Here is a 23,332-nt window from a genome sequence, read left to right as displayed (position 1 = left end):
TGCCAGTTCCGGTGGACACAAAAAGACCCAGACAGTCGTCTGAGTCCTTGCATGTTTAGAGAATGTAACGGGACAGGTCCTTGTTTTGCACGATGTCCCCAATCTTATCGTTGACGTAGTTTTCGGTGATGGTCACATCGCCCGAACCCATGTCTGGTCCTTCGTAGAGCAGGTCTTCCAGGAGTTTTTCCAGAACGGTTTGTAATCGCCGAGCCCCGATGTTTTGGTTCTCATGGTTCAACTCGAAGGCCAGCTCAGCAATGCGTTCGATGGCTTCCATGGTAAACGTGACTTTGACGTTATCGGTCCCAATCAAGGCGATGTATTGCTTGATCAGCGCGTTGTTCGGTTCGGTCAGAATCCGGACAAAGTCGGCCTTGCTCAGGTCGTTTAATTCGACCCGGATTGGGAAACGACCTTGCAGTTCAGCAATCAAATCGCTTGGCTTGGATTCCGCGAAGGCCCCGGCCGCGATGAAGAGAATGTGGTCGGTGTCGATCGTGCCGTACTTGGTCTTGACCTGCGTCCCCTCGACGATTGGTAAGATATCGCGTTGGACCCCTTCACGGGAAACGTCGCCGCTGTTTTGGCTACTGCCCTTGGCAATCTTATCAATTTCATCGAGGAAGATGATCCCGGTGTTCTCGGCCCGCTTGATGGCATCGTGGTTGATGTCGGCGTTGTTGACCAATTTTTCGGATTCTTCGGCGACCAAGATTTCGCGTGCTTCGGCGACAGTGACTGTCCGCTTGATGCGCTTCTTAGGCATGATTGACCCTAAGGTGTCGCTCAGGTCGATACCCATTTGGCCCATCATGTTGTTGTCGGTCGCGTTAGCTTGTTGCGGGTCGTCCATTTCGATTTCAACCATGTGGTCTTCTAACAGGCCCTTGTTCAGTTGATCGGCAATGGAGAGCCGTTCGTTGCGCACGTCATCGGTGACTTCTTCCGTGTCGCTAGGGGCCGTTGGTGTTTGGCCGTTTTGCATTTGGCTAAACATGTTCATCATGTTCGCAAAGTCGTTGTTGTTCTTATTTTCTTTTTGCTTGGCGGGTGCTAACAGCTTGACCAGGCGCTTGTTGGCGGCCTGGATGGCATCGCTACGCACATTCTTAAATTGGTCTTGCTTTTCCATCGTCACGGACACTTCAACCAGGTCGCGGACCATGGATTCCACGTCACGCCCAACGTAGCCGACTTCCGTAAACTTGCTGGCTTCGACCTTGGTAAACGGTGCGTGAACGATTTTAGCTAACCGGCGGGCAATTTCAGTTTTCCCGACCCCGGTCGGTCCAATCATCAACATGTTCTTAGGTGAAATTTCTTCTTGCATGGCAGCGTCTAACTGCATGCGCCGGTAACGGTTACGCAAGGCAATCGCGATGGCTTTTTTGGCGTCGTCCTGACCGATAACGTATTGATCTAATAGGCCGACAACTTCTTTAGGCGTTTTATTAATGGCGTCCACTTTGGTTCCTCCGTTCAATTAAAGTTCTTCTGAAATAACGTGATCGTTGGTAAAGATATCGATGCCCCCAGCAATGTGGATGGCACTTTCGGCAATTTCTTTGGCGCTCATTTCCTGGTTGTGGTGGTGTAAGGCCGTGGCTGCGGCTAAGGCAAAGTTCCCACCAGAACCGATGGCTAGGATGTCGTCATCAGGGGCGATGACTTCACCGGAACCGGAAACTAATAACATTTCGTCCTTGTCCATGACAATCAGTAAGGCTTCCAACTTTTGTAACGCTTGGTCGGAACGCCACTGCTTGGCGAGTTCAACGGCGGCCCGTTGGAGGTTCCCGCTGTATTCGGTCAGTTGGGCTTCGAACTTTTCTTCCAAATTGAAGGCGTCCGCCACACTACCGGCGAACCCAACGACGACTTGGTTGTTGTAGATCCGGCGAATCTTGTGGGCGGTCCCCTTCATGATAACTTTTTCGCCCATGGTGACTTGCCCGTCACCGGCCATGGCGTTGTGGCCATTATGCCGAACGGCACAGATGGTCGTGGCTTCAAATTTTACTGGCATAGTTTAATCGATCTCCTTATCATGGCTTGGTTTCTTTAGATTTATCTTCGGTGGCTCGCGGGAAGAACTGGCGATAATCGCGTTGTAAATGCTCGCGGGTCACATGGGTGTAAATTTGCGTGGTCGAGAGACTACTGTGGCCCAATAACTCTTGAACCGACCGCAAGTCGGCCCCTCGATTTAACAGGTGTGTGGCAAACGTGTGCCGCAACATGTGGGGATGGATCTCCGTGGTCAGCGTACTGCGTTTGATAATCTGATTCAGCAGGTACGTCACACCGGCAGTAGTCAACTGTTGGCCCCGGTGATTGATGAAGACAAACGCGTGCGTCTCCTGATGCTGCGTCATGATGGGCGTCCGAGCGGCGGTAAAATACTGCTGCAGGGCGTCACTGGCGTAGTGGCCAAACGGGACGTAGCGTTCCTTGTTGCCCTTCCCATGAATCAACATAATCCGGTTGTCAAAATCAATGTCGGGGACTGTTAGGTTCACACATTCGCTGACCCGGATGCCGGTGCCATACAGGACTTCTAGCAACGCCGAATCACGAGTGGCCAACTGCTCATTCGGGTTGGCCCCCGCGGCCGCAAACAACGCGGTCATTTCCCGTTCGTAGAAGAACCGGGGTAAATGATTCTGGTGATGCTTGAGCTGGACGTAGGCAAAGGGATCATCCTTGGCCTGCCCGTTACTCATCAAGAAGTTGTACAGTGACCGCAGCGTGGAGAGCTTCCGGGCGATCGTCGTCCGGGCATAATGCCGGTCGTACAGATCACTCAGATAAACCTCGACGTCTAGCTGGTCAATCGCCGTCCACGCCTTGGTTCCCCCGTTGTCCGCGAGGAACTGCGTAAACTCCTCAAGGTCTTCGCGGTAAGCTTTGACCGTTTCCGGTGAATATTGCCGCTCACCCTGTAAATACGTTAAGAACGCTGTGATGGCCTGGTCCACGTGAACACCTCCCTGCTACCTGTTCTCAATGCTAGCAAACGCACCGAAAAAACACAACTAACTCATCAGGCTTTTCGTTGCTGACTAGTTTGGTTGTGTTTTGACCGCCGCCGGATTTCAGGGGTTCCACCTGCTGTGGGGACGAACCAGGTCACTCGCCTCCGGGAGGGTGAAAACTGAGCCGGAACGCTGTGGGCGCCGCCTGGAGTCAAAAAGCGGTCTCCAGGCTTACTTTGAGCCGAAGACCACGTCTCAAAGATAGCAGTTGCCTAAGCGGGAAACCCGCTAAGGTAACTCCCACGGCTAAGCTCATTTTCACCCTCCCTGCGGCTAACACTGGTTCAGCCCGTAGACGGTGGTTTGCGTTTTTTGTTGTCATTGTGTCCCATACGAGGCTGCACCAGATTCAAATGATAATCGTGTTAACGCAAACAGGCTTGTAAGACATCTCCACAACTTGGTGGAAAACATCTAACAAACCTGTAGTAATGAAAATTTCAGTTAGGCATGAAGTAGATTCGCAAAATAAACAGTTTGACGTTAGCCGGAAGAGGATAAACCGTCTCCCTGTGTCGGTGGACTTAGGTCGGGTACTTGCCGGCCTTAGTCCACGGGTCGTGCTTGAAGATTTACGGGTTGGGTAAAGCTTCAAGCTGCTCCTGAAGACCGCTTTTTGGCTTCAGGAGGTTGCCCCACAGGCAGACGGTTTAATCCTCTGGAGGCGGTCGGACTGTTTATTTTTGTGGGGCTTCTTCGTAGTCGCCGTTGGGACAGACGATTTGCACGCCGCCACGAATCTTCTTGGCAACCAAGTAGTGACCATCCTTCGGGCAATCGCGGCCGACTGGCTTGTCCCATGAGACAAAGTCACAGTCGGGGTAGCGTGAACAACCGTAGAAAATCCGGTTCTTCTTGGACTTGCGTTCGATGACCTCACCCTTATGACAAACGGGACAGGTCACACCGATTTCCTTCACGATTGGCTTGGTGTTGCGGCAATCTGGGAAGCGCGAGCAGGCGTAGAACTTGCCGTAGCGGCCCATCTTGATGACCATTGGGGCGCCACAGATATCACAGTCAAAGCCCGCGGGTTCGTCACGGATCTGAATTTTTTCGATGGCGTCTTCCGCGTGAGCCACCTCGGTCGAGAATGGCTTGTAGAAGGTGTCAATGACCTTGACCCAGTCCTGTTGGCCCTCTTCGATCCCATCCAATTCGTGTTCCAAGTTGGCGGTGAAGTCGACGTTGACCACGTCTGGGAAGTATTCATTGATGATGCCATCAACGATTTCACCCAGTTCAGTGGGTTCAAACCGCCGACCGACCAATTTGACGTAGTACCGGCGTTGAATCGTGTCCAACGTTGGCGCATAGGTCGATGGCCGACCCACACCGTTTTCTTCCAGCGCCTTGATCAGGTTGGCTTCAGAATAACGTGCAGGTGGCTGGGTAAAGTGTTGGGCCGGATCCGTCTTGGCCAGGTTGACTTGGTCACCGATGCTGAGTTCGGGCAGGAGGTTATCCTTTTCCTTGTTGTCCTTGTAAATCTTTAAGAACCCTTCGAACTTCATCTTGGACCCGTTGGAACGGAACGTCACGCCGTTTTGTTCAAGCGTCACGGCCATGGTATCCATGAGGGCATTGGTCATTTGACTGGCCACGAAGCGGTTCCAGATCAATTGGTACAGCCGAAATTGGTCCTTGTTGAGGCGTTCCTTCAGGCTAGCTGGCGTCCGGAACACAGAGGTTGGCCGGATGGCTTCATGGGCGTCTTGAGCCCCTTCAGGCAGCTTACCCTTGATGGGTTTCGTTGCGGCGTATTCGGCCCCGTATTTTTCATGAATAAAGGTGGAGGCCTCGTGCTTGGCGATGCTGGAAATCCGCGTGGAGTCGGTCCGCATATAGGTAATGAGTCCCTGCGTCCCTTCCTTACCCAGGTTGATTCCTTCGTAAAGCTGTTGGGCGGCCATCATGGTCTTCCGGGTTCTGAAGTTCAGCTTCCGGTTGGCATCCTGTTGCATGGAACTGGTGGTAAATGGTGGTTGCGGTGAGCGTTTCCGTTCCTTCCGAACCACGTTGGTGATGTTAAAGTCACCGGTCTTGTCGAGCTTGCCCAAGACTTCTTGAACGGCGGTGTTGTCCTTCAAGCTAGCCTTCTTGCCGTTCAGGCCATAGAAGCTGGCGCCAAACGTGTGGCGGGCCTTCTTGAAGTCGGCGTCGATGGTCCAGTACTCTTCGGGGATGAAGGCTTTGATCTCCTTTTCCCGTTCGATAATCAGGGACAATGCAATGGATTGCACCCGGCCGGCACTCAGGCCCTTCTTGACCTTTTTCCAGAGCAGTGGTGAGATGGAATACCCCACCAACCGGTCCAAAATCCGGCGGGCTTGTTGGGCGTCCACCAGGTTCATGTCGATGGTCCGCGGTGTCTTGAACGCCTCTTTAACGGCATCTTTGGTGATTTCGTTAAAGGTGACCCGGTTCTTGTCGGTCACGTCCAAGTTCAAGACGTGGGCTAAATGCCAGGCAATGGATTCCCCTTCACGGTCAGGGTCAGATGCGAGGTAAACGGCTTTGGCCTTCTTGGCCTCGGCCCGTAAACCTTTGATGACGTCACCCTTACCACGAATAGAAATGTAGTGCGGATCGTAGTTATTTTCAGTATCGACCCCCATCGAACTTTTCGGTAGATCGCGCACGTGACCCAGGCTAGGCATGACCTTAAACGTCCGGCCTAAATACTTTTCAATGGTCTTAGCCTTCGCAGGTGATTCAACGATGACTAATTTTTTTTGCGGTTTGCGCCGCTTTTTTGTCGTTGATTTTGCTTTTGATGTAGTCGGCAAAGCACATTACTCCCTCGTTTGATAGGCAACCGGGCCCTAGCTAGCGGGCTTGCCGGTTCCTATCGACTTGTTTTTACGACGAACAAAAAGTTCGCTAAATTTTTCACTATAATCCCACACATCTTATTTCAACTTAGGGCAGGTTGTCAACTAAAACTTCTTCTATTATATGTTCAGGTTTCAAGATTGGTTTAGCGCCGGCGAGGATCAACTCGTTGGTACCAACCGAGTTTGGGTTGTCAAGTGCCCCCGGAATTGCCAAAACATTACGATTTTCTTGCAGAGCGATATTGGCGGTGATCAGACTCCCCGAATGATGAGCCGCCTCGACCACCAGCGTACTGCGCGTCAGCCCGGCAATAATGCGATTGCGTTCTGGAAAATGGTGCCGCGCTCCGGGGGTTCCCCACGGATACTCGGAGAAAATCAGTTGACTGCGAATCAACTCCGTCATCAAGGCCCGGTTGGTTGCTGGGTAACAGTAATCGAGCCCGGTGCCAATCACGGCAATGGTGTGGCCCCGGTACGCCAAGGCGGCTTGATGGGCTAGCGTGTCCACCCCCTGCGCCAACCCCGAAACGAGACAGATGTGGTGTTGGACCACATTTGGTAGTAACAACCGCATGGCTGCTAAGGCGTATGGGCTGGGATGCCGCGAGCCGACGACCGCTAGCTGTGGGGCTTGCAGTAACCGCACGTCACCCAAGAAGTAGAGCGCAACCGGTGGCGCAAAGGTCTCACGAAGCTGGTCCGGGTATGCAGCGTCCACAATCGTCAAACAGCCGGTATGGGTCAGGTTGGTGGTCACCTGCGCGGCAATCGCCGACGAAAAAAGCTGGTGCTGAAGCTGCGCGGCCTTGGCTGTCGGTATCGCCATTTCGCGGCACAGTCGGGCGACGGTGGCGGCGGTTATGGTGGTCAGTTCCGGCTGGGCCTCGACCCACCGCCAGCAGGTCGTTGTCGTTTTGAGGCCGATGCCCGAAATCAATGGTAAGCGCATGAAAAAATCACGAAGTGTCAGTTGCATGGTTAGCAACCTCCTTTTCCCCTTTAGGGTTAACTCCGTGATTGGTTCGCAATTATTTTTTGTACGGGCGAAAAAGTTTTTCGATGAATGGGGGTGACCCCGCGTTCGTCCAGACCAGCCAAGTGTTCCGCCGTGCCATAGCCGGCATTTTTGGCAAACCCGTAGCCCGGATACAGGACATCGTAGGTCGCCATCAAATGGTCCCGATAGACCTTGGCGACGATACTAGCCGCGGCCACACTGGCACTCTTGGCGTCCCCCTTGATCAGCCGCGTCTGGGGAACGGCCACCGGAATCTGCATGGCATCCACGATTAACTGTTGCGGTACCCGCCCAAGACCGAGCACGGCCCGCTGCATGGCGACCCGTGTGGCCTGATAAATGTTGATTTGGTCAATCAATTGGGGACTGCCGACACCAATACTAACGGCTTCGGCCTGCGCCAAAATCAGGGGGTACAGGCGCTCGCGTTCCTTGGGGGTCAGCTGTTTGGAGTCGTTGACCAGCGGAATATCAAAGTCCTGGGGCAAGATGACGGCACTGGTGACGACCGGTCCGGCTAAGGGCCCCCGCCCGACCTCATCGATACCAGCGACTAGTTCGCCCCGTTCCCAGAACGGCCGCTCGTAGTGTAAGCGGTGTTGAAAGGCCTGCTCAGCGGCCTCAGCCTTCGCTAGTCGGCGTTGAATCTGTTTCAGGAGTAACTGGGCCCCTTTCCGTGAATCGGCCGCTAATGACGCTAAACGGGGGTCGTCGGGGGTCGTTACATCAGCCAGCTCGGCCTTGAGACTGGCCAGACTGGGTTGCTTAGTCATGGCTAGGATCACCAGCTTGGGGCGCGCGGTCAAGCGTGAAGCCGCCAATCTTTTTCCGACGGGCATCGAGGATCAGCCGTTCGCTGGCCCGGTCGTAGTCGTCGCGCATGCCGATTTTTTGCGTAATCTTGAGCAGTAAGTCCACGTCACTGAGTTCCAGGTCGCTGGCAGCCAAGTGGTAACGGTCCAGTAAGGCCTTTTCGTGGTATTGGCGGAAGAAGTTCAGGGCAAAGAGTGCCACGTCATCACTGGCGTAGAGCTTGTCCTTGATGGCCCCGGTCAACGCTAACTTCTGCGCGGTTTCCTGGTCCTTGAATTTAGGCCACAGGATTCCCGGGGTATCGAGTAATTCCAGGTGCTTGCTGGAACGCAACCACTGTTGGCCCTTAGTGACACCGGGGGTATCGCCGACTTGGGCGGCCTTGCGTTGGACCAAGTGGTTGAGCAGCGTGGACTTTCCCACGTTAGGGACCCCAACGGTCATGGCCCGCATTGGCCGTTCCTTCAGGCCCTTTTCCTTTTCGGCAGCGAGCTTGTCGGCCAAAATGCTGGCGGCAATCTTGGTAATCTGCTTAGGGGTCACGTTGGCCCGGGAATCGATGGCGATGGCCGGTTGTTTCTGGGCACGGTAGTAGTTTAACCAGGCCGCCGTTTGCTGCGGGTCAGCCAGGTCTTTCTTGGTCATGATGATCAAATGTGGCTTGTCCTTGGCAATCCGGACCACTTCAGGGTTCCGGGATGCGGCGGGAATTCGGGCGTCGACGAGCTCAAACACGATGTCGACCAGGTGAATATTTTCTTCCATTTGCCGAATGGCCTTCGCCATATGGCCGGGGAACCATTGTATTACAGTCATTATATTTTCTCCTTTTGATAGTGAAGCATAGTTGATTTTAATGATTAAGTTATCGAGTTAAGTGTTTTAAAACACATGGCAATGCTTTACTAGTGAGCACTATGATTAAGTGTTTATTAGTAAAGAACGTGGCGAATTATCTGTCACTAAAAAGAATGCCGATTTGACCAGCTACCCCATCTTACCATTTTTCTGCTCAATTTTAGATATGGATGTGTCTTACGATAAATAAAATAATGAAATGGGCCGTTTTTTAGATAAAGATATTTGTAGACAGAATGAAGAACTGGGGATATGTTCACGACAATTCTTGGGGATGCTTCTAACTAATTTAATCAGTCCTGCCTAAAAAGCCCTCGAATTGGATTTACTCCAATTCGAGGGGGTACTTTATTCTCAAAGAGACAACCTTTTAATAAATATTTGGTTGTAAATTATCAACCTGTTGCTGGGACAACGTGTATCTCTTCGGGTCCTCCTTTATTTTAATTTTTACAGTCTGGTGTAGTGACTTGACGGGATGATCCGATTGAAAGTTGTCGGTATCATATTTCAACTTATAGGTGTAAGTTCCAGCCGTCATTGGATCTAAATACGCATCGTTTGCTTCAAGAACAGCCTTGATATTTTTACTCTGATGATGTGGAATTGCAAGAGTTGGTCGGCCGTCAGTGTAATCATCATAATCAAAACCAATCCGACCATGATTGTTATTACTGATGGTCATACCATTTTTATTAAGCTCTCCCCCAAAGTAGTAAATACGCGACGCTTTAGATAGTCCCTTTCCAGTTGGCAGACTAAATGACAACGGCGCGGCATCCTTATCCGTTGGTTTTACACCATTGGGCAAGACAACATCAATACCTGAGTAGTCATCATAGTACACGTGGTACAGGGTTCCACTATATGTGCCCAGTGACTCTGTCTTTTTAGGATAGACATAAGGAGATCCGTTAACTCGAAGATAGACATTCTTTTGAACATTAAACCAGGTGAAGTTGTGACCACGAAGTTGTTTAGGAAATTTCCTCTGTTGTTTTTTATAATCAACACTCTGCTGCTCTGTGCTATTTACAAGAGAATCCCAACCACCAATACTTATGGGGACATTCGTGTTTTTGTAATTACTAGGTAAAACTGGAATGTTAGAGACCGTATACAACTTTATATGTTTAGTCTTATTCTTAGGAATATTATTTTTACCGGTATCGGCATTGTATTTGTACACGCCAGGCATGACTTCTGCATCATATGACTTGTTCTTCGCTTTGTACCAAGTGTGTCCGTTCTTGCGATACGTAGCTTTAGCTGCGTAGGATGTAGTTCCAAATGTGTTAACTGTCGCACTGAATCCTAAGCCCAGAGCGATACCAGCGCTAATACCAACAACTAAATTATGTAGTTTCATAATATCACCTCTAAACAGTATTATACCATCAATACTTAAATAACTATATGGTTATCGTCGTGGACTTATGCTGAGATACAAGATGGGGATGAGCCTGTAATTATTAGGCAAAGCGCAGACTAAACAGGGATTAAAGTAAAAAGTGTAACAAAAAAGCCCGCAACAACGGACTTCCCTGACAAACCAATTAAGCTATCGCCGCCAGATACATCTGCCAAGCATCATCAAAGATGGTCATGGATGGCAGGTACGGGGCGTTTTCTTCTAAATACTTGGATAAGGGATCAAATTCCGTCTCCTGCTTGGGAAACGAGCTGTCCAGAAAGGCATTGTTGGCAAAGCTAGCCACGGGATCGTAGCTTTCTGGATTACGTTGGGTCATTAGGAATTGATAAAACGTTTTGGGCATAGGGCCCCTCCTTAGTTCTTGGGAATCCGCGCTTGGAAGACAAACTTTCCGGCACCGGACAGATCAATCTTCTTGGCAGCGAAGGACAATTTCTTCCCGTTACCGATGGCGGTCAGATGCAGGGTAATGGTTTCATTCCCGGTGTCCATGGCCACCCATTTCGGTAGTGGATAGTTCTTCGCGATGTAGTTCATGACGAAGGTGATCGGCACGGGTAAGGACCCGACCGACAGCTTCTCCGCCTTCAGTTGGACGTCTCCTGAGGATAACACGGTTGGCTTTAAGAGTAAAACGAAATTCACGTTTGCCCCCAAAACCTGGGTGGAACCGGTAATCATGGCGTGATCCGAGACCTGGAACCGGTATTTAACGGCCGAATTTTTCAGTGACTTGTTCACGTAGTAATCGGCTAAGGCGTTCACTTGTTTCTTGTTTAAATCAACGTTGATGTTGGTCGTATCCTTGGTGACCTTGGCCGTGGAGGCAATCTGGGTCGATGAAAAGGCCTTGACTCCCACGGTGACAGCGGTCACTAACAGAATGGCAACCAGGGCGATGAACCCCCACTTCCACCAGTTACGGGAAGTTTGTGGGGCGGCGTGACGTTGCATAGATGGTTCCTCCTTACTTCATCAGCCATTGCTGGTGAGCTTGCATTTGTTTGAACGCGTAACGGGTCATGAGGCGGTAGCCCTTGGCGTTCGGGTGAAAATGGTCAGCCGGTGACAGGTAATCGTTCAGCTCGTCACTGGCATTGCTGGCCAAAATCAACTCTTGAAGACTAGCCGTTGAAATTTTCCCGTTGTTTGATTTTTTTGCGTCGTGCTTGAGCTTGGCCTGCTGGATGATCGACTTGTACTGCCCCACGGACAACGCATGGTTGATATCCACCATGTAGAGGTCATCGAAGCTAGTAGCCGTCTTCTTGGTGGCCTTGTTCCAATCATTCACGGCGTTCGTGACCTGTTGGATATCCGCAAAGTACACGTAGATGGGATTGTAGATGCTGTACAGGAAGATGGGTGCGTGGCCGTTGTACTGCCGCACGGTGCTCAGGAGATGTTTCAGTTTCTGCTGGTAGGCGCCCTCGGCCGTGTCGAGATGGGCGTTTAACTTATCCTGCTGGTTGATGGTCACATTTTTCGTCAACGTTTGGAGTAAATCGTTGCCCCCCACCGTCATGACGATGGCGTTGGCCTTTTTGAGCTGAGTCTGTTGTTCCTGGCTGTTGACCAGGCGTTTTTCAATCTGATCACTCCGGTCGCCGGACTTGCCGAAGTTGTGCATGACCACCTTGACCTGGTCCTTCTCGTGAATCATGGTCTTGAGCCGACCGGTATAACCGCCGTCCTTTTCCTGATCCCCGACACCCTCGGTCAGTGAGTCACCTAAAGCCACGACGCGCACGGTGGCTCGCTTGGTACTTCGGGGTGCCGTGGTTGTCGTGTGGGTCGTGCGCGCGCCAGGATGCCAGTACGTTAGCGCCGCCAGCACAATCAGGACGAGGAGTAAGGTCACCCCAATAATCTTACTGAGATTCTTAAATTTCATTTCGTGGTTCCCCCTATAGCTAAAAGAAAAAAGGGTGTGGCGTGCGGCCACCCCTTTCCAGTTGACGTTATTTAGTTGGATCGGTGTAGTACATTAAGGCGAAGGCACCGGGGCCCCCGTGGGTCGCAATGATGGGAACCGTTTCCCGTACCAGCACATCTTTGTCCGGCAAGATTTCTTTCAAATGGCCCTGAATCTTATCGATGGATTCGAAGGCTTCCACGTGAGAAATCCCGATGGCCACGATGTCCGGTGTCTGCTTAATTTGTTCGTAGACTTTATCAAAGTAACGGTCGATGGTCTTCATACCGCGACCCTTAGCCCGAATTTTAAGCTCGCCACCCGTTACCTGCAAGACAATCTTAATGTTAAGCAGGGAAGTTAACATACCGGCGGCCCGACTCAAGCGGCCACCCTTCAAAATGTTTTCCAGGGTCACAATCCCCATGAATAATTTGGTGTGGTCCCGAACGGCTGCGGCGCGCTTGATAATGGCGTCTTTGTCGGCACCTTCTGCGGCGAGCTTAGCAGCTTCGACCACTTGGAAGGCCAAGGCTTGATCGGTATACTGACTGTCGACCACGGTGACGTCCGTCTTGGATAGTTGGGCCGCTTGTTCGGCCGTGTGGACCGTGCCACTGATGGCGGCTAACATGCTGAAGCAAATCACGCTGCTACCGTCTTCGCCCAATTTGTCAAAGGTCTCCACAAACTTGCCCAGTGGTGGCTGACTCGTCTTAGGTAATGACTTAGCCGTTTTCATTTTTTCAATAAATTCTTTGTTGGTGATGGTCTCCCGTTCAACGTAAATCGTGTCATCAATCATGACCGTTAACGGAATAATGGTGATGTCATAGTCCTGAATCTGCTGCTCGGTAAGGCCGGCAGATGAATCCGTGACAATCTTAATTTTCGCCATGGGTATCCCACTCTTTCTGACCAGAAATTTTGGTTTATGCTACAATATGCGTAATGAAACATACGGTAATAGTATAGCAGAGTTAGTGACAATTTTCAGTAAGTTGTTCGGAACTATCCGGCTGCTTTAGAGAAAAATAAAGTCACCGGAATTCTAAGGAGGATTTTGTTTGATAAAAGAACGGAGCCACACCTACCAAGTCGTCAATGAGGTCTTAAACGCGGTCACCCACGGAATCGGGGCCGCCTTGAGTATTGCCGGACTCGTCGTGTTATTGCTGCAGGCCCACGCTAAGGGTGGGGCCATGCGCATGACGACCTTTGCCATTTACGGGGCCATCCTGGTGCTCTTCTACCTCGCGTCCACCATGTTTCACAGTTTGTACTTTACCCGTGGCCGCCACGTTTTTCAAATATTTGACCATTGTGCTATTTATTTATTGATTGCCGGAACCTATACGCCATTTAGTCTCTTGGTGGTCGGTGGCGCGCTTGGCTGGACCATGTTCGGCATCATCTGGGCCATGGCGGTCTGTGGGGTCATCTACAAGGCCCTGTGGTTGGGCAAAATGCAAAAATTATCGACCATCATCTACGTGGTCATGGGCTGGATGTGCTTGCTGGGCATCAAGCCACTGTACGCGGGCCTGGGCCCCGTCGGCTTTGCGCTGTTGTTCTTCGGCGGTGTGGCCTTCACGGTGGGCGCCGTCCTCTACAGCTTCAAAAACGTCCCATTCGGGCACGTCATCTGGCACCTGTTCGTGATGCTGGGGACGGGACTGATGTACTTTTCCATCCTGTTGTATGCTTAAAATTTTGCGATAGTTAATACCGAACATCAAATAAGGCGAAGACATTATCCCTGAAGGATAGCTGTCTTCGCCTTTTTGATGTGCCTTAACTCAATGTAGATAAGGCTATTTTTAGCAAATATTAGTCATTTGTGAACTTCAGACTGATGAAGTAGTAATCGTGGAAATAAGCCAGTTAGCCAAGTCCTAGTTTCAAAGCGGAAAATGACACGTTCCATACTGAGTGACCAGAGGTGAATCAAGGTGGCCAGCTGTGTCGATGGCCTTAGCTGAGGTTCCTCACTCAGCTTAGCCCATGGGACAACCTTTGAGACCGTTTCTCAGGCTCAAAGTTGAGGCGGAAGACCGCTCTTCGTCTGGAGCCGGCCCCATAGCAGGCCACCTTGAATCCGCCGCCGGGAACGGTATTGAACGACTGGTTTATGACCGCCGTTGGTACTGTTCGAAGGTGTAATCGACGGTATTCTTCTCGTTACGAACCCCTGGCTGCCGGTCAATCAACTGAAATTTCGTATAATCAATCGCTGGCATCCAGGTGTCGCCGTCAAATCCGGCATCAATCACGGTTCGGTAGAGGTAGTCGACGTCATCGACCAGGCCGGCAAAGATCTGCGCGCCGCCGACTACGAAAATTTTCTCCGTTGGCCGTTGGGCAGCGTATTCGCGCACCGCATCTAGCGAATTGAGCACGGTCACACCCGCGGGAAACTCACTGGCATCGCGATGGCTTACCACCACGTTGGTCCGGTTTGGTAGCGCTTGGGGAAATGAGGCAAACGTCTTGGCGCCCGCAACAATGGTGTTGCCCGTCGTCACGGTCTTGAAGTAGTGCATGTCGGCTGGCAGGTGCCACGGTAAGCTGCCGTGAAAGCCAATGACTTTTCCCTGGCTCTCAGCCCATAAAAAAATCAGCATCGCAGTCTCCTCCTTATTTAAACGGCCACCGGCGCCTTGATAGCGGGCGCTGGGTCGTAGCCGGTTACCTTAATATCGCTCATTTCATAATCAAAAATACTGGATTTGTCCGGATTCAACCACAGTTGTGGTGCGGCTTTCGGCGTCCGGGCCAGTTGCGTTTCAATCTGGTTGATGTGGTTCTTGTAAATGTGCGCGTCACCCAGGGTGTGCACGAAGTCACCGACCTCCAGGCCAACCTCCTTGGCAATCAACGAGGTCAGCAAGGCGTAACTGGCAATGTTAAACGGCACGCCGAGGAAGATGTCCCCGCTCCGTTGGTAGAGCTGACAACTCAGCTTGCCATCGTTCACGTAAAATTGGTACAGCGTATGACAAGGCGGTAAGGCCATGGACGGCACATCGGCGGGATTCCAGGCCGACACAATCATTCGCCGAGAATCTGGATGGGTCCGCAGCGTATCGATCACGTTGGCCAACTGGTCAATCGTTTCGCCGTTGTGGCCCTGCCAAGCGCGCCACTGACTCCCGTAAACCAGACCCAGGTCACCGTAATGGTCCCCGAAGGCTTGGTCCGTGAGAATCTTGTCACAAAAGGCTTTTTTCTCCGCCTGATACTGTTGGTTAAAGTCTGGGTCGACTAACGAACGCCGACCAAAGTCGGTCATGTCCGGGCCGTGGTAATCGGGACTCGCTACGTACCGCTGGAAGGCCCATTCGTCCCAAATATGGTTGTGGTGTTGCAGGAGAAAACGAATATTCGTGTCGCCACGCAAGAACCATAAAAGTTCGGATTTGATCAATCCAAAGGGGACCTTTTTCGTGGTTAACAAAGGAAAGCCTTCCTGTAGGTTAAACCGCATCTGGTAGCCAAACAGACTGATGGTCCCGGTGCCCGTTCGGTCGGTCTTCTCGTGGCCCTCGTTCAGGACCTTCTTAGCCAAATCTAAATACCCGTCTTCTAACACGTGACCGTCTCCTATTCTGCGTATTCGCTGAGGTATTCCCAACGCGTCATTTTTTCATCCAACTGTTTGTCTAAGTCGTCTAATTGTGACTGAAGGTCGGCCAGCTTGTCATAGTTGGCGCCATTGGCGTTCATGGCCGTTTGGACCTGAGACTTCTGGTCTTCTAAGCCATCGATGACGCCTTCGATACCTTCCCATTCCTTCTGTTCCGCGTAGGTCAGCTTGACTTTTTTGCGAGGCTCAGCCGGCTTTTGTTCGGCTTTTGGCGTGGCCTTGGCCTTCTCCGTCTTGGCGGCTTGTTTGTGTTGGGCTTGTTCATCCGCCAAATAACTGCTGAAGCGCCCGGAGTACCGTTCGATATCGCCGTTACCCGTAAAGATCAACAGACGGTCGGCAACTTTGTCCAGGAAGTACCGGTCATGGGAAACGGTGATGACGGTGCCGGCAAATTGTGAAATATAATCTTCCAAAACAGTCAACGTCCCAATATCTAAGTCGTTTGTAGGTTCATCCAGTAAGAGGACGTTAGGTTGTTCCATTAATAGCTTCAACAGGTACAACCGCCGTTTTTCCCCACCGGAGAGCTTGCGAATCAGCGTCCCGTGCATGAACCGTGGGAACAGGAATTGTTCCAGTAATTCAGTGACACTAACGGAATTGCCGGCCTTGTCCGTGACGTTTTGACCGACCTCGGACAGGTAGTTGATCATCCGTTTGTCGTCCGGAATGGGTTCAATCTGTTGGGTGTAGTAGGCCATCTTCACGGTCTCCCCAATTGACACGATTCCAGAATCCAGGGGCAGGCGTTGGGCAATGACGTTTAGGAGACTGGACTTCCCAGCCCCATTTTCCCCACTGATCCCGATGCGTTCGCCACCCTGAATCAGGTCGTCAAAGTCCTTTAAGATCACGTGGTCGCCCAGGGTCAGGTTGGCGTCCTTGAGCTCGATTACCTTTTTCCCGAGCCGTTGTTGGCCCAGGGAGATGGCGACGTTGTTCTGAACTTGCCGGGTGCCGACGTTGCTGGCAATATCGTTGAACCGGTTGATTCGCGCCTGTTGCTTGGTGGAACGGGCTTTGGCCCCCGCCTTCATCCAGGCTAACTCTTTTTTGTACAGCTGTTGCTGTTTCTGATCAGCTTCGGCTTCCTGACTGACCCGCTCGGCCTTTTCCTGTACGTAGGCTTGGTAGTTGCCGGGGTATTGGTACAGTTTCCCGAAATCAAGTTCCCAAATTTGGTTGGCAATTTGGTCCAGGAAGTACCGGTCATGGGTCACGACCAGTAAGGCCCCCTTGTAGGACGCCAGGTATTGTTGGAGCCAAGCAATGGAGTCAAAATCCAAGTGGTTGGTTGGTTCGTCCAGCAGTAACAAATCGGGCGACTGAATCAAGACTTGGGCTAAGCCGACCCGCTTGATTTGACCCCCGGACATGGTCTTAATCGCTTGTGACAGGTCCGTGATCTTCAGTTGCGTCAGGATGGTCTTGACATCGCTCTCGGCCGTCCAGGCATCTTCTTCGTTCATCTGGGCTTCGGCGTCCAGATAACGCTGTTGAGCCTTGGCATCTTCCGGATGGGCCCCGTAAGCAGCTAAAGCCGCCTCGTAGCGCCGAATCGTGACGAAGACTTTTTGATCACCGGAGAAAACGGCATCCATCACCGTTAAATTTTCGTCCAGCTCAGGCTTTTGCGTGAGGTAGCCGATGGTGTAGTCCTTGGGTGTCTCGATGGCGCCCGTTTGTTCGTTGCTAATGCCCGCTAACGTGTTCAGCAGTGAGGTTTTCCCACTCCCATTGACCCCAATCAGGCCGATTCGGTCGTGTTCGTTAATAATAAAATTTAAATTGTCAAAAAGCGTTTTCTCCCCGTAAGTCCGGTGAAGATTTTCCGCGCGTAAGGTTTGCATAAATTGTTCACTCTCTTATTCTCAAATTACCGTTAGGCGTTGACGTGAGCCACCAGCGCGGCTGTTTCGTTGGGAAGCACACCCGTAACGACCTGGTATTCCAAATCGCCCAGGATGGCCCCCAGTTGCGGGCCGGGTTGAATGCCAGCCTGCATGAGTTCTTTCCCCGTAATGGCCAATTCTTTCTTGTGTTGAATCGGTAAGGCTGCCAGTTGGGCCTGTAGCGCGGCTCCCCGGTCAGGCGCACCCAAAATCACAGCCACCTCGTTGGCAACTGGCGCGAGGTCTGCCCCACATTGGTACAGTTGCCAGGCGTTTAGGTCACCGGTTGCCAGAATTTGCGCAGCTCTGCTAGCGGTCTGGACGGCCGTAATGGTCTGATTGGCCGTCTTCCAATGTTTCAAGAATGGCGTCACAGCGGCACTATCCAGCCCAAACTTAGTTGCCAGCAGCGTCCAGGCAGCGACCTCGCTGGAGACGCCTTGGGTCAGTTCCGTGGCCAACGCCGTCAGTGCGGGACCGTGGTCCGCAAAGTCCGGGCAATGCTGCCACAGGCCGGTGGTCATAAAGTCCTGAAGGCCGCGTTGTGGCGCCTTGCCCTGTAAGAGCTTCAGAAGCTCGGCCTGGGTCCGTTCCACCGCGATTTTAGCCAGCAGCTGGGCGTGGGCTGTGATAGCTGCCAAAGTCTCGTCAACGATGCTGAAGTCTAATTGACTGGCAAATCGGACCGCCCGCATCATCCGCAAGGCGTCTTCGTGGAACCGTTCTTGCGGATCGCCCACTGCCCGAATCTGGTGGTTGGTCATATCCGTTAGGCCATCGAACAGGTCAATGACTTCCCCGTCTTCCTTCATGGCCAAGGCATTAATGGTAAAGTCCCGCCGCTTTAAGTCCTCGGCGAGCGACCGCACAAAGGTGACCTGGTCCGGCCGCCGGTAATCGGTATAGGTCGATTCGGACCGGAATGTTGTCGTCTCGTAGCCGGTACCGTGGTCCAGAATCATCACGGTGCCGTGTTCGATGCCCGTGTCGACGGTCCGTTTAAAAAGCCCCTTAATTTCATTGGGATAGGCACTCGTCGCGATATCTACGTCATGGATTTCCTTGCCCAGAATGGTATCCCGCACACTGCCACCCACGAAGTAGGCTTCATAACCGGCCCGCTCAATGGTCTGTAAGACTGGCCGGGCCAATTCAAATTCATTTGGTAAGTGTTCTAATTTCATTTATGTTCACCCTTTTTGCCAGTTGATTTCTGTTTTTTACTCACTATGCCAGTCTAACAGATTCGCCCCGGAAATTGAATTCAAAGTACCGGACCCCGACCCGAAATTTGTGCGACGAATCAGGGGCTGGCAGTGATTGACCCGAAATTGGTTTATGCGCAAATCGCGGGTGTGCTATGATGGGTTTAGCAATAAAATCGTTTGGGGCTTGTTAGGTTAACAAACTGGCTAGTTGAAGTCAGGGAAAGTTTGCACCTAAATCCAGCAATTTCACAGCGCTAACGGGACCAAACGGATTAGAAAACACGTTGCCAGCAACCGTGGTGAACGTGTGTTGGGAGTGGATGGTATGACACAAAAGGACGAATCGATTCGCCTGTTTGACCTACTCATGATTGGCATCGGTTGCGCCATGTTTGCATTTGGCTTAGTCTTCTTTAACATTGCGAATCACTTAGCAGACGGGGGCATCTCCGGGATCACGCTGATTTTGCGGGCGCTCTTTCACATTGACCCCGCCTACTCGACGATTCTGATCAACGTGCCCCTCATCGTGATTGGGTGGCGCTTCTTGGGTCGACAATCGCTGGTCTACACGATTTACGGGACCCTGATGTTGTCCCTCTTCTTATGGATCTGGCAACGGGTGCCCCTGGTGATTGATCTGCACGGCGACCTCCTGTTATCAGCCTTAGGTGCCGGCCTGGTTGGCGGTCTCGGCTCTGGCTTGCTCTACCGTTACGGTGGGACGACCGGCGGCACCGACATTGTGGCCCGGATTTTTGAACGCTTCCGGGGCGTACCCATGGGGCGGACGCTCCTTTACTTAGACGTGGTCGTCCTACTGATTTCGCTGGTCTACATCGACATCCAGCACATGGCCTACACGTTGATTTACTCCTACGTGTTCTCCCGCATCGTCAACTTCACGCTGGAGGGAGCTTACGCGGCGCGCGGGGTGATCATTGTTTCCGCCAAGCACCAAGAGATTACCAACGACATCATGGACCAAATGGAACGTGGCGTCAGTCTAATCAACGCTGAAGGTGGCTACTCCCACCAGGGGCGTAAAATGATCTACGTGGTCGTGGCCCCCGGCGAGTTGTATCAAGTGCGGCAAATTATTTCACGGCATGATTCGCGGGCGTTCGTGTCCGTGGTCAACGTGAATGAGGCTTTAGGCGAAGGCTTCTCGTTCGAGGTCCCGAAAAAAGGTCTCCTGGGTAAATTTAAACGTTAGTGACTGGGTTTTAGCAACCGCGGGTTTTGCGGTTGCTTTTATTTTGTTTAAATAAGTTAAAGTAATTATTGTGTTCTAACCCAAACAAAAAGAACGCCTCCGCAGAGACCCTCTTTTTCAAAAATCTAGTCTTCGTAGCCCTCAAGCATCAGTGCCATTTCTGCATCGTCTGGAACGACCTGCAAATAGGCGTGTAATAACTTGATAACCTGTTCCGTAGCCCCTTCTTCGCGATAGAAGTAGATGGCGGGCTTCAGGAAGTCGGCCTGATCCATAAAGAATGGCTGAGCCGCATCGTAGTACTTCCGCGCGGCATCAAAGTCTTCCTGGTGTTCGGCCGTGATGGCCAGGTTCCAGTACAGCTGTGGATCGGCGTCTTCACTCTTCACGTAAGGCTGAACCAAATCGGCATTTTCCTGCCACCGCTCCTGCTTCACGTAAAGATTACTCAATTGAATGACGGCGCTTAAATCGTCGCTGTCGAGCTGATGGCCGTGGGTCAGGTACTTCTCCGCCATCTTCTCATCATCGAGCTTAGTGGCCACGTGAGCCGCCTGTAGCCAGAGCTTTTCATTGTACTGGTCGACACCCAGTCCCTCCTGCAAGGCCGTAAGTGCTTCGGGTAAACGGTTCTCTTCCTCCAACGCCTGTCCCAGGTACGGGTACAGGGAGGTATAGTGCGCGTCGCTGTCCTTCAACTCGTTAAAGAGCCGAATGGCGGTTGGCCGTTCCTTCAGTTGCAGGTAGGTAAAGGCCGTCTCAAACTTCACGTCCGGTGTCATGTTCCCCGGATGAATCTGCTTGAGATACCCCACGGCTTGTTCAAAGCGCCCGGCGTTAGCATAGGCGACCCCGAGCCGTTCGACGATGTTGACCCGAGACAGTTCCGTGGTACCGGCTGTAATCAGGTCTAAATACAGCGGAATGGCCTTTCTAAACTCACGCATGGTGAAGTAGAGCTCCGCCAAGGCAAACGTGATGACGGGCTCGTCAGGGGCCAATTTCTTGGCCGTCAGTAATTTCTGTTCACTGACTTCAAAGAGCTCCTGGGTCTGATACAGGTCGGCCGCCACCATCAAAGATTCGATGTAGGCTGGTGAATCTGGCTTGACCTGGTTCAGGTAGTCCAGCGCTTCGTCGTTCTTGTCTTCATCAATCGCAATGTCGGCTAAGTTGGTCCGTAGTTCGTCTTCGTCCGGATACTTTTTTAATAATTTTTCATAAATGCGTCGAGACTGGTTGAGGAAGCCCAGGGAGTACAGCTCTTCTCCCAGGCTAAAAAGCGTCTCATCGTCATCGTGACGCAGTGACAAGGCATACTGCTTTTTAAAATCTTCAAGTTGGCCCTTTTCCAGTTGGTCCAGCGCCGTTTCTGCGTAACTCATAACCCGCCTCCATCGTTGTTTGTCAGTTTCTATCTAAACTAAATCAGCACTTACCATCTTACCACCGTTACCGGCAAATGTGGTGGCAGATGATTGCCTAGTCGGACTATTCAGGTTCTTCGGGAACTTTTAAACTAGTTAAGCACAACAAAAAACCAGCCCGGCATACGCCGCACTGGCTCTTTTAGTCGTTAAATAATAAATTATTTAACAGCATCCTTTAAAGCTTTACCTGGCTTGAATGCAGGTACTTTGCTTGCAGGAATTTGGATTTCTTGTCCAGTTTGTGGGTTACGGCCCTTACGAGCTGCACGTTCACGAACTTCAAAGTTACCAAAGCCGATCAATTGAACCTTTTCGCCTTTAGCTAAAGTTGCTTGGACAGAATCGAAGACTGCGTCAACTGCAGCCGTTGCGTCCTTTTTAGTTAAACCAGTTGCAGTTGCAACATCGCTAACCAATTGTGCTTTGTTTGCCATTTTGAATTCACCTCCTGAATAGAAGATTAGATGAATGTCATCTAGTGATCATTTTTGAGTGGTCCAAAAATGATGAAACAAATACGGTCAACCGCATCATTTCTTTATCAAAGATAGCACAGGAAGCCTTATATGACAAGGGATAACGCCATTTTTCCTCAATAAAACTTCAAGAAAGACGATTTTTACTAAGAAATCGTTAAAATCCGGTGAAAAAGCTGGCGTTATGCCCGTTGTTCTACTTCCGAGCGCGCTCGATCAGATGAATCGGCGTCCCTTCGAAATCGAAGTGTTCCCGGATCTGATTCTCTAAGAATCGCTCGTAGGAGAAGTGCATCATCTTCGGGTCGTTGACAAAGACCACAAAGGTTGGCGGTGCGACCGCAACCTGCGTCCCGTAGTAGACCCGGAGCCGCTTCCCGTTGTCGGAAGGCGTTGGATTCAGGGCGATAGCGTCCATAATCACATCGTTCAACGTAGCGGATTGAACCCGCTTGTTGTGGTTTTCAGAAACCCGCTTGATCATCGCTGGCAGTTGGTCCAGCCGTTGACCAGTCTTAGCGGAAACGAAGACAATCGGTGCGTAGCTCAGGTATTGGAACTCGAGCCGAATCAGGTTTTGGAAGTCCGTCAGCGTGTGGTTATCCTTCTTCAAGGTATCCCATTTGTTGACCAGGATAATGATTCCCCGACCTGCTTCATGGGCGTAACCAGCAACCCGCTTATCTTGTTCGCGAATGCCTTCCTCAGCGTTTAAGACGACCAGCACGACGTCTGAATCATCAATCGCCCGCATGGCCCGCATGACACTGTACCGTTCCGTGTTTTCGTAGACCTTACCCCGCTTACGAATCCCGGCCGTATCGACCATCGTAAACTTAGTATCGTCCGCCACAAACTTGGTATCGACCGCATCACGCGTGGTCCCCGCAATGTTAGACACGATGACCCGGTCTTCACCGAGCATCGCATTGACTAACGAAGACTTGCCGACGTTCGGCCGACCAATCAGACTGAAGCGAACGGAGTCGTCCTTAGGTGCACCCTCATCGTCAGGGAATTCCTTGACGACGGCGTCCAGCAGATCCCCAAGGCCTAACCCATGAACCCCAGAAACGGGGTATGGATCGCCGAAACCTAGGGAATAGAAGTCATAGACCGTCTCCCGGGTTTCAGGGTTATCGGCCTTGTTCACAGCCAGAATAACGGGCTTGTCGGCCCGGTATAGGATCTTAGCGACCTTTTCATCGGCATCGGTCACGCCCTCAGGAGCGCTCACAATAAAGACGATGACGTCGGCTTCTTCAATGGCGATTTCAGCCTGTTGCGTAATTTGCGTTAAAAATGGTTCATCACCGAGGTCAATCCCCCCGGTATCAATCATCCGAAACTCGGTTCCCAGCCATTCGGCGTGGGTGTAGATCCGGTCACGGGTAACCCCGGGCGTATCCTCAACGATGGAGATCCGTTCGCCAGCGATCCGGTTGAACAGGGTTGACTTCCCGACGTTTGGGCGGCCAACAATGGCAACGATTGGAAATGCCACGATAAATCCCTCCTTTAATGATTACGTTAAGTGACATGAA

21 protein-coding genes are annotated in these 23,332 nt (G+C 51.6%); 2 read left to right on the top strand and 19 right to left on the bottom strand.

Annotated elements, in window-relative coordinates:
- Positions 1-55 precede the first annotated feature (55 nt).
- The 12 genes from hslU to fakB form a co-directional block, all read right to left on the bottom strand.
- Positions 56-1,468 (bottom strand): ATP-dependent protease ATPase subunit HslU, encoded by a 1,413-nt coding sequence (hslU, locus tag JUF13_RS05095; protein WP_203638168.1) that lies wholly within the window; start codon positions 1,466-1,468, stop codon positions 56-58.
- Between the two features lie 18 nt (positions 1,469-1,486).
- Positions 1,487-2,029: an HslVU peptidase proteolytic subunit gene (gene hslV, locus JUF13_RS05090; RefSeq protein ID WP_125762638.1), complete on the bottom strand. Its 543-nt coding sequence runs from the start codon at positions 2,027-2,029 to the stop codon at positions 1,487-1,489.
- Positions 2,030-2,048: 19 nt separating this feature from the next.
- Complete coding sequence (gene xerC, locus JUF13_RS05085; protein WP_203638166.1) at positions 2,049-2,981, bottom strand: tyrosine recombinase XerC; 933 nt, start codon at positions 2,979-2,981, stop codon at positions 2,049-2,051.
- Positions 2,982-3,715: 734 nt separating this feature from the next.
- Positions 3,716-5,827, bottom strand: coding sequence for a type I DNA topoisomerase (gene topA, locus JUF13_RS05080; protein ID WP_203638164.1), 2,112 nt, complete (start codon positions 5,825-5,827; stop codon positions 3,716-3,718).
- A 133-nt stretch (positions 5,828-5,960) separates the two neighbouring features.
- Positions 5,961-6,854, bottom strand: a complete 894-nt coding sequence (gene dprA, locus JUF13_RS05075; RefSeq protein ID WP_203638162.1) for a DNA-processing protein DprA — start codon at positions 6,852-6,854, stop codon at positions 5,961-5,963.
- Positions 6,855-6,883: 29 nt separating this feature from the next.
- Entirely contained in the window at positions 6,884-7,669 is a 786-nt protein-coding gene (gene rnhB / locus JUF13_RS05070; protein ID WP_203638161.1) for a ribonuclease HII, read from the bottom strand.
- Positions 7,662-8,525 carry a ribosome biogenesis GTPase YlqF gene (gene ylqF, locus JUF13_RS05065; RefSeq protein ID WP_203638159.1) on the bottom strand — a complete coding sequence of 288 codons (864 nt, stop codon included), beginning with the start codon at positions 8,523-8,525 and terminating at the stop codon, positions 7,662-7,664. Before ylqF ends, rnhB begins: the two co-directional genes overlap by 8 nt.
- Positions 8,526-8,937: 412 nt before the next feature.
- Positions 8,938-9,936 carry a hypothetical protein gene (locus tag JUF13_RS05060; RefSeq protein WP_203638158.1) on the bottom strand — a complete coding sequence of 333 codons (999 nt, stop codon included), beginning with the start codon at positions 9,934-9,936 and terminating at the stop codon, positions 8,938-8,940.
- 187 nt (positions 9,937-10,123) lie between these two features.
- A complete protein-coding gene (locus JUF13_RS05055; protein WP_203638156.1) occupies positions 10,124-10,345 on the bottom strand; it encodes a YozE family protein in 222 nt (73 codons plus the stop codon).
- An 11-nt stretch (positions 10,346-10,356) separates the two neighbouring features.
- Positions 10,357-10,956 carry a YpmS family protein gene (locus JUF13_RS05050; RefSeq protein WP_203638154.1) on the bottom strand — a complete coding sequence of 200 codons (600 nt, stop codon included), beginning with the start codon at positions 10,954-10,956 and terminating at the stop codon, positions 10,357-10,359.
- A gap of 13 nt (positions 10,957-10,969) precedes the next feature.
- The gene (locus JUF13_RS05045; protein WP_203638152.1) at positions 10,970-11,896 is read right to left on the bottom strand and encodes an SGNH/GDSL hydrolase family protein; all 927 of its coding nucleotides are present in this window, start codon (positions 11,894-11,896) and stop codon (positions 10,970-10,972) included.
- Positions 11,897-11,963: 67 nt separating this feature from the next.
- A complete protein-coding gene (gene fakB / locus JUF13_RS05040) occupies positions 11,964-12,815 on the bottom strand; it encodes a DegV family protein (protein WP_203638150.1) in 852 nt (283 codons plus the stop codon).
- 169 nt (positions 12,816-12,984) lie between these two features.
- Between fakB and trhA the strand changes: the two genes are divergently transcribed.
- A complete protein-coding gene (gene trhA / locus JUF13_RS05035) occupies positions 12,985-13,626 on the top strand; it encodes a PAQR family membrane homeostasis protein TrhA (RefSeq protein WP_203638148.1) in 642 nt (213 codons plus the stop codon).
- A 420-nt stretch (positions 13,627-14,046) separates the two neighbouring features.
- Here the strand turns inward: trhA and JUF13_RS05030 are convergent, their stop codons facing one another.
- From JUF13_RS05030 to JUF13_RS05015, 4 genes are read right to left on the bottom strand one after another with little or no spacing between them, the layout of a single operon-like run.
- Positions 14,047-14,541 (bottom strand): dihydrofolate reductase, encoded by a 495-nt coding sequence (locus tag JUF13_RS05030; protein WP_203638146.1) that lies wholly within the window; start codon positions 14,539-14,541, stop codon positions 14,047-14,049.
- Positions 14,542-14,558: 17 nt separating this feature from the next.
- A complete protein-coding gene (locus JUF13_RS05025) occupies positions 14,559-15,509 on the bottom strand; it encodes a thymidylate synthase (protein WP_203638144.1) in 951 nt (316 codons plus the stop codon).
- An 11-nt stretch (positions 15,510-15,520) separates the two neighbouring features.
- Positions 15,521-17,416, bottom strand: coding sequence for an ABC-F family ATP-binding cassette domain-containing protein (locus JUF13_RS05020; RefSeq protein WP_203638142.1), 1,896 nt, complete (start codon positions 17,414-17,416; stop codon positions 15,521-15,523).
- 32 nt (positions 17,417-17,448) lie between these two features.
- A complete protein-coding gene (locus JUF13_RS05015) occupies positions 17,449-18,642 on the bottom strand; it encodes a CCA tRNA nucleotidyltransferase (protein ID WP_203638140.1) in 1,194 nt (397 codons plus the stop codon).
- Between the two features lie 349 nt (positions 18,643-18,991).
- Here JUF13_RS05015 and JUF13_RS05010 point away from each other — a divergent pair, with 349 nt between their 5' ends.
- Positions 18,992-19,882, top strand: coding sequence for a YitT family protein (locus tag JUF13_RS05010; RefSeq protein ID WP_203638138.1), 891 nt, complete (start codon positions 18,992-18,994; stop codon positions 19,880-19,882).
- Positions 19,883-20,007: 125 nt separating this feature from the next.
- On the opposite strand, the gene JUF13_RS05005 is transcribed toward JUF13_RS05010, so the two are convergent.
- From JUF13_RS05005 to der, 3 genes are all read right to left on the bottom strand, one after another.
- On the bottom strand, positions 20,008-21,267 hold the full coding sequence (locus JUF13_RS05005) for a tetratricopeptide repeat protein (protein ID WP_203638136.1): 1,260 nt from the start codon (positions 21,265-21,267) through the stop codon (positions 20,008-20,010).
- 203 nt (positions 21,268-21,470) lie between these two features.
- Complete coding sequence (hbs, locus tag JUF13_RS05000) at positions 21,471-21,746, bottom strand: non-specific DNA-binding protein Hbs (protein WP_011667553.1); 276 nt, start codon at positions 21,744-21,746, stop codon at positions 21,471-21,473.
- Between the two features lie 238 nt (positions 21,747-21,984).
- Complete coding sequence (gene der / locus JUF13_RS04995; RefSeq protein ID WP_203638135.1) at positions 21,985-23,292, bottom strand: ribosome biogenesis GTPase Der; 1,308 nt, start codon at positions 23,290-23,292, stop codon at positions 21,985-21,987.
- Between the last annotated feature and the right edge of the window lie 40 nt (positions 23,293-23,332).

Origin of the sequence: Levilactobacillus wangkuiensis (assembly GCF_016861605.1) — a bacterium.
GTDB classification, from domain to species: domain Bacteria; phylum Bacillota; class Bacilli; order Lactobacillales; family Lactobacillaceae; genus Levilactobacillus; species Levilactobacillus wangkuiensis.
Note: the sequence above shows the minus strand (reverse complement) of the source record. Positions and strands in the feature narration are given on the sequence as shown.

Bases quoted from the DNA above. Each gene is read 5' to 3' on its own strand.
- JUF13_RS05045 (WP_203638152.1), bottom strand. From the start codon at position 11,896: ATGAAATTTAAGAATCTCAGTAAGATTATTGGGGTGACCTTACTCCTC.
- JUF13_RS05055 (WP_203638156.1), bottom strand. From the start codon at position 10,345: ATGCCCAAAACGTTTTATCAATTCCTAATGACCCAACGTAATCCAGAA.
- ylqF (WP_203638159.1), bottom strand. From the start codon at position 8,525: ATGACTGTAATACAATGGTTCCCCGGCCATATGGCGAAGGCCATTCGG.
- fakB (WP_203638150.1), bottom strand. From the start codon at position 12,815: ATGGCGAAAATTAAGATTGTCACGGATTCATCTGCCGGCCTTACCGAG.
- JUF13_RS05030 (WP_203638146.1), bottom strand. From the start codon at position 14,541: ATGCTGATTTTTTTATGGGCTGAGAGCCAGGGAAAAGTCATTGGCTTT.
- JUF13_RS05015 (WP_203638140.1), bottom strand. From the start codon at position 18,642: ATGAAATTAGAACACTTACCAAATGAATTTGAATTGGCCCGGCCAGTC.
- hbs (WP_011667553.1), bottom strand. From the start codon at position 21,746: ATGGCAAACAAAGCACAATTGGTTAGCGATGTTGCAACTGCAACTGGT.
- JUF13_RS05060 (WP_203638158.1), bottom strand. From the start codon at position 9,936: ATGAAACTACATAATTTAGTTGTTGGTATTAGCGCTGGTATCGCTCTG.
- JUF13_RS05050 (WP_203638154.1), bottom strand. From the start codon at position 10,956: ATGCAACGTCACGCCGCCCCACAAACTTCCCGTAACTGGTGGAAGTGG.
- JUF13_RS05020 (WP_203638142.1), bottom strand. From the start codon at position 17,416: ATGCAAACCTTACGCGCGGAAAATCTTCACCGGACTTACGGGGAGAAA.
- hslV (WP_125762638.1), bottom strand. From the start codon at position 2,029: ATGCCAGTAAAATTTGAAGCCACGACCATCTGTGCCGTTCGGCATAAT.
- dprA (WP_203638162.1), bottom strand. From the start codon at position 6,854: ATGCAACTGACACTTCGTGATTTTTTCATGCGCTTACCATTGATTTCG.
- rnhB (WP_203638161.1), bottom strand. From the start codon at position 7,669: ATGACTAAGCAACCCAGTCTGGCCAGTCTCAAGGCCGAGCTGGCTGAT.
- JUF13_RS05010 (WP_203638138.1), top strand. From the start codon at position 18,992: ATGACACAAAAGGACGAATCGATTCGCCTGTTTGACCTACTCATGATT.
- JUF13_RS05005 (WP_203638136.1), bottom strand. From the start codon at position 21,267: ATGAGTTACGCAGAAACGGCGCTGGACCAACTGGAAAAGGGCCAACTT.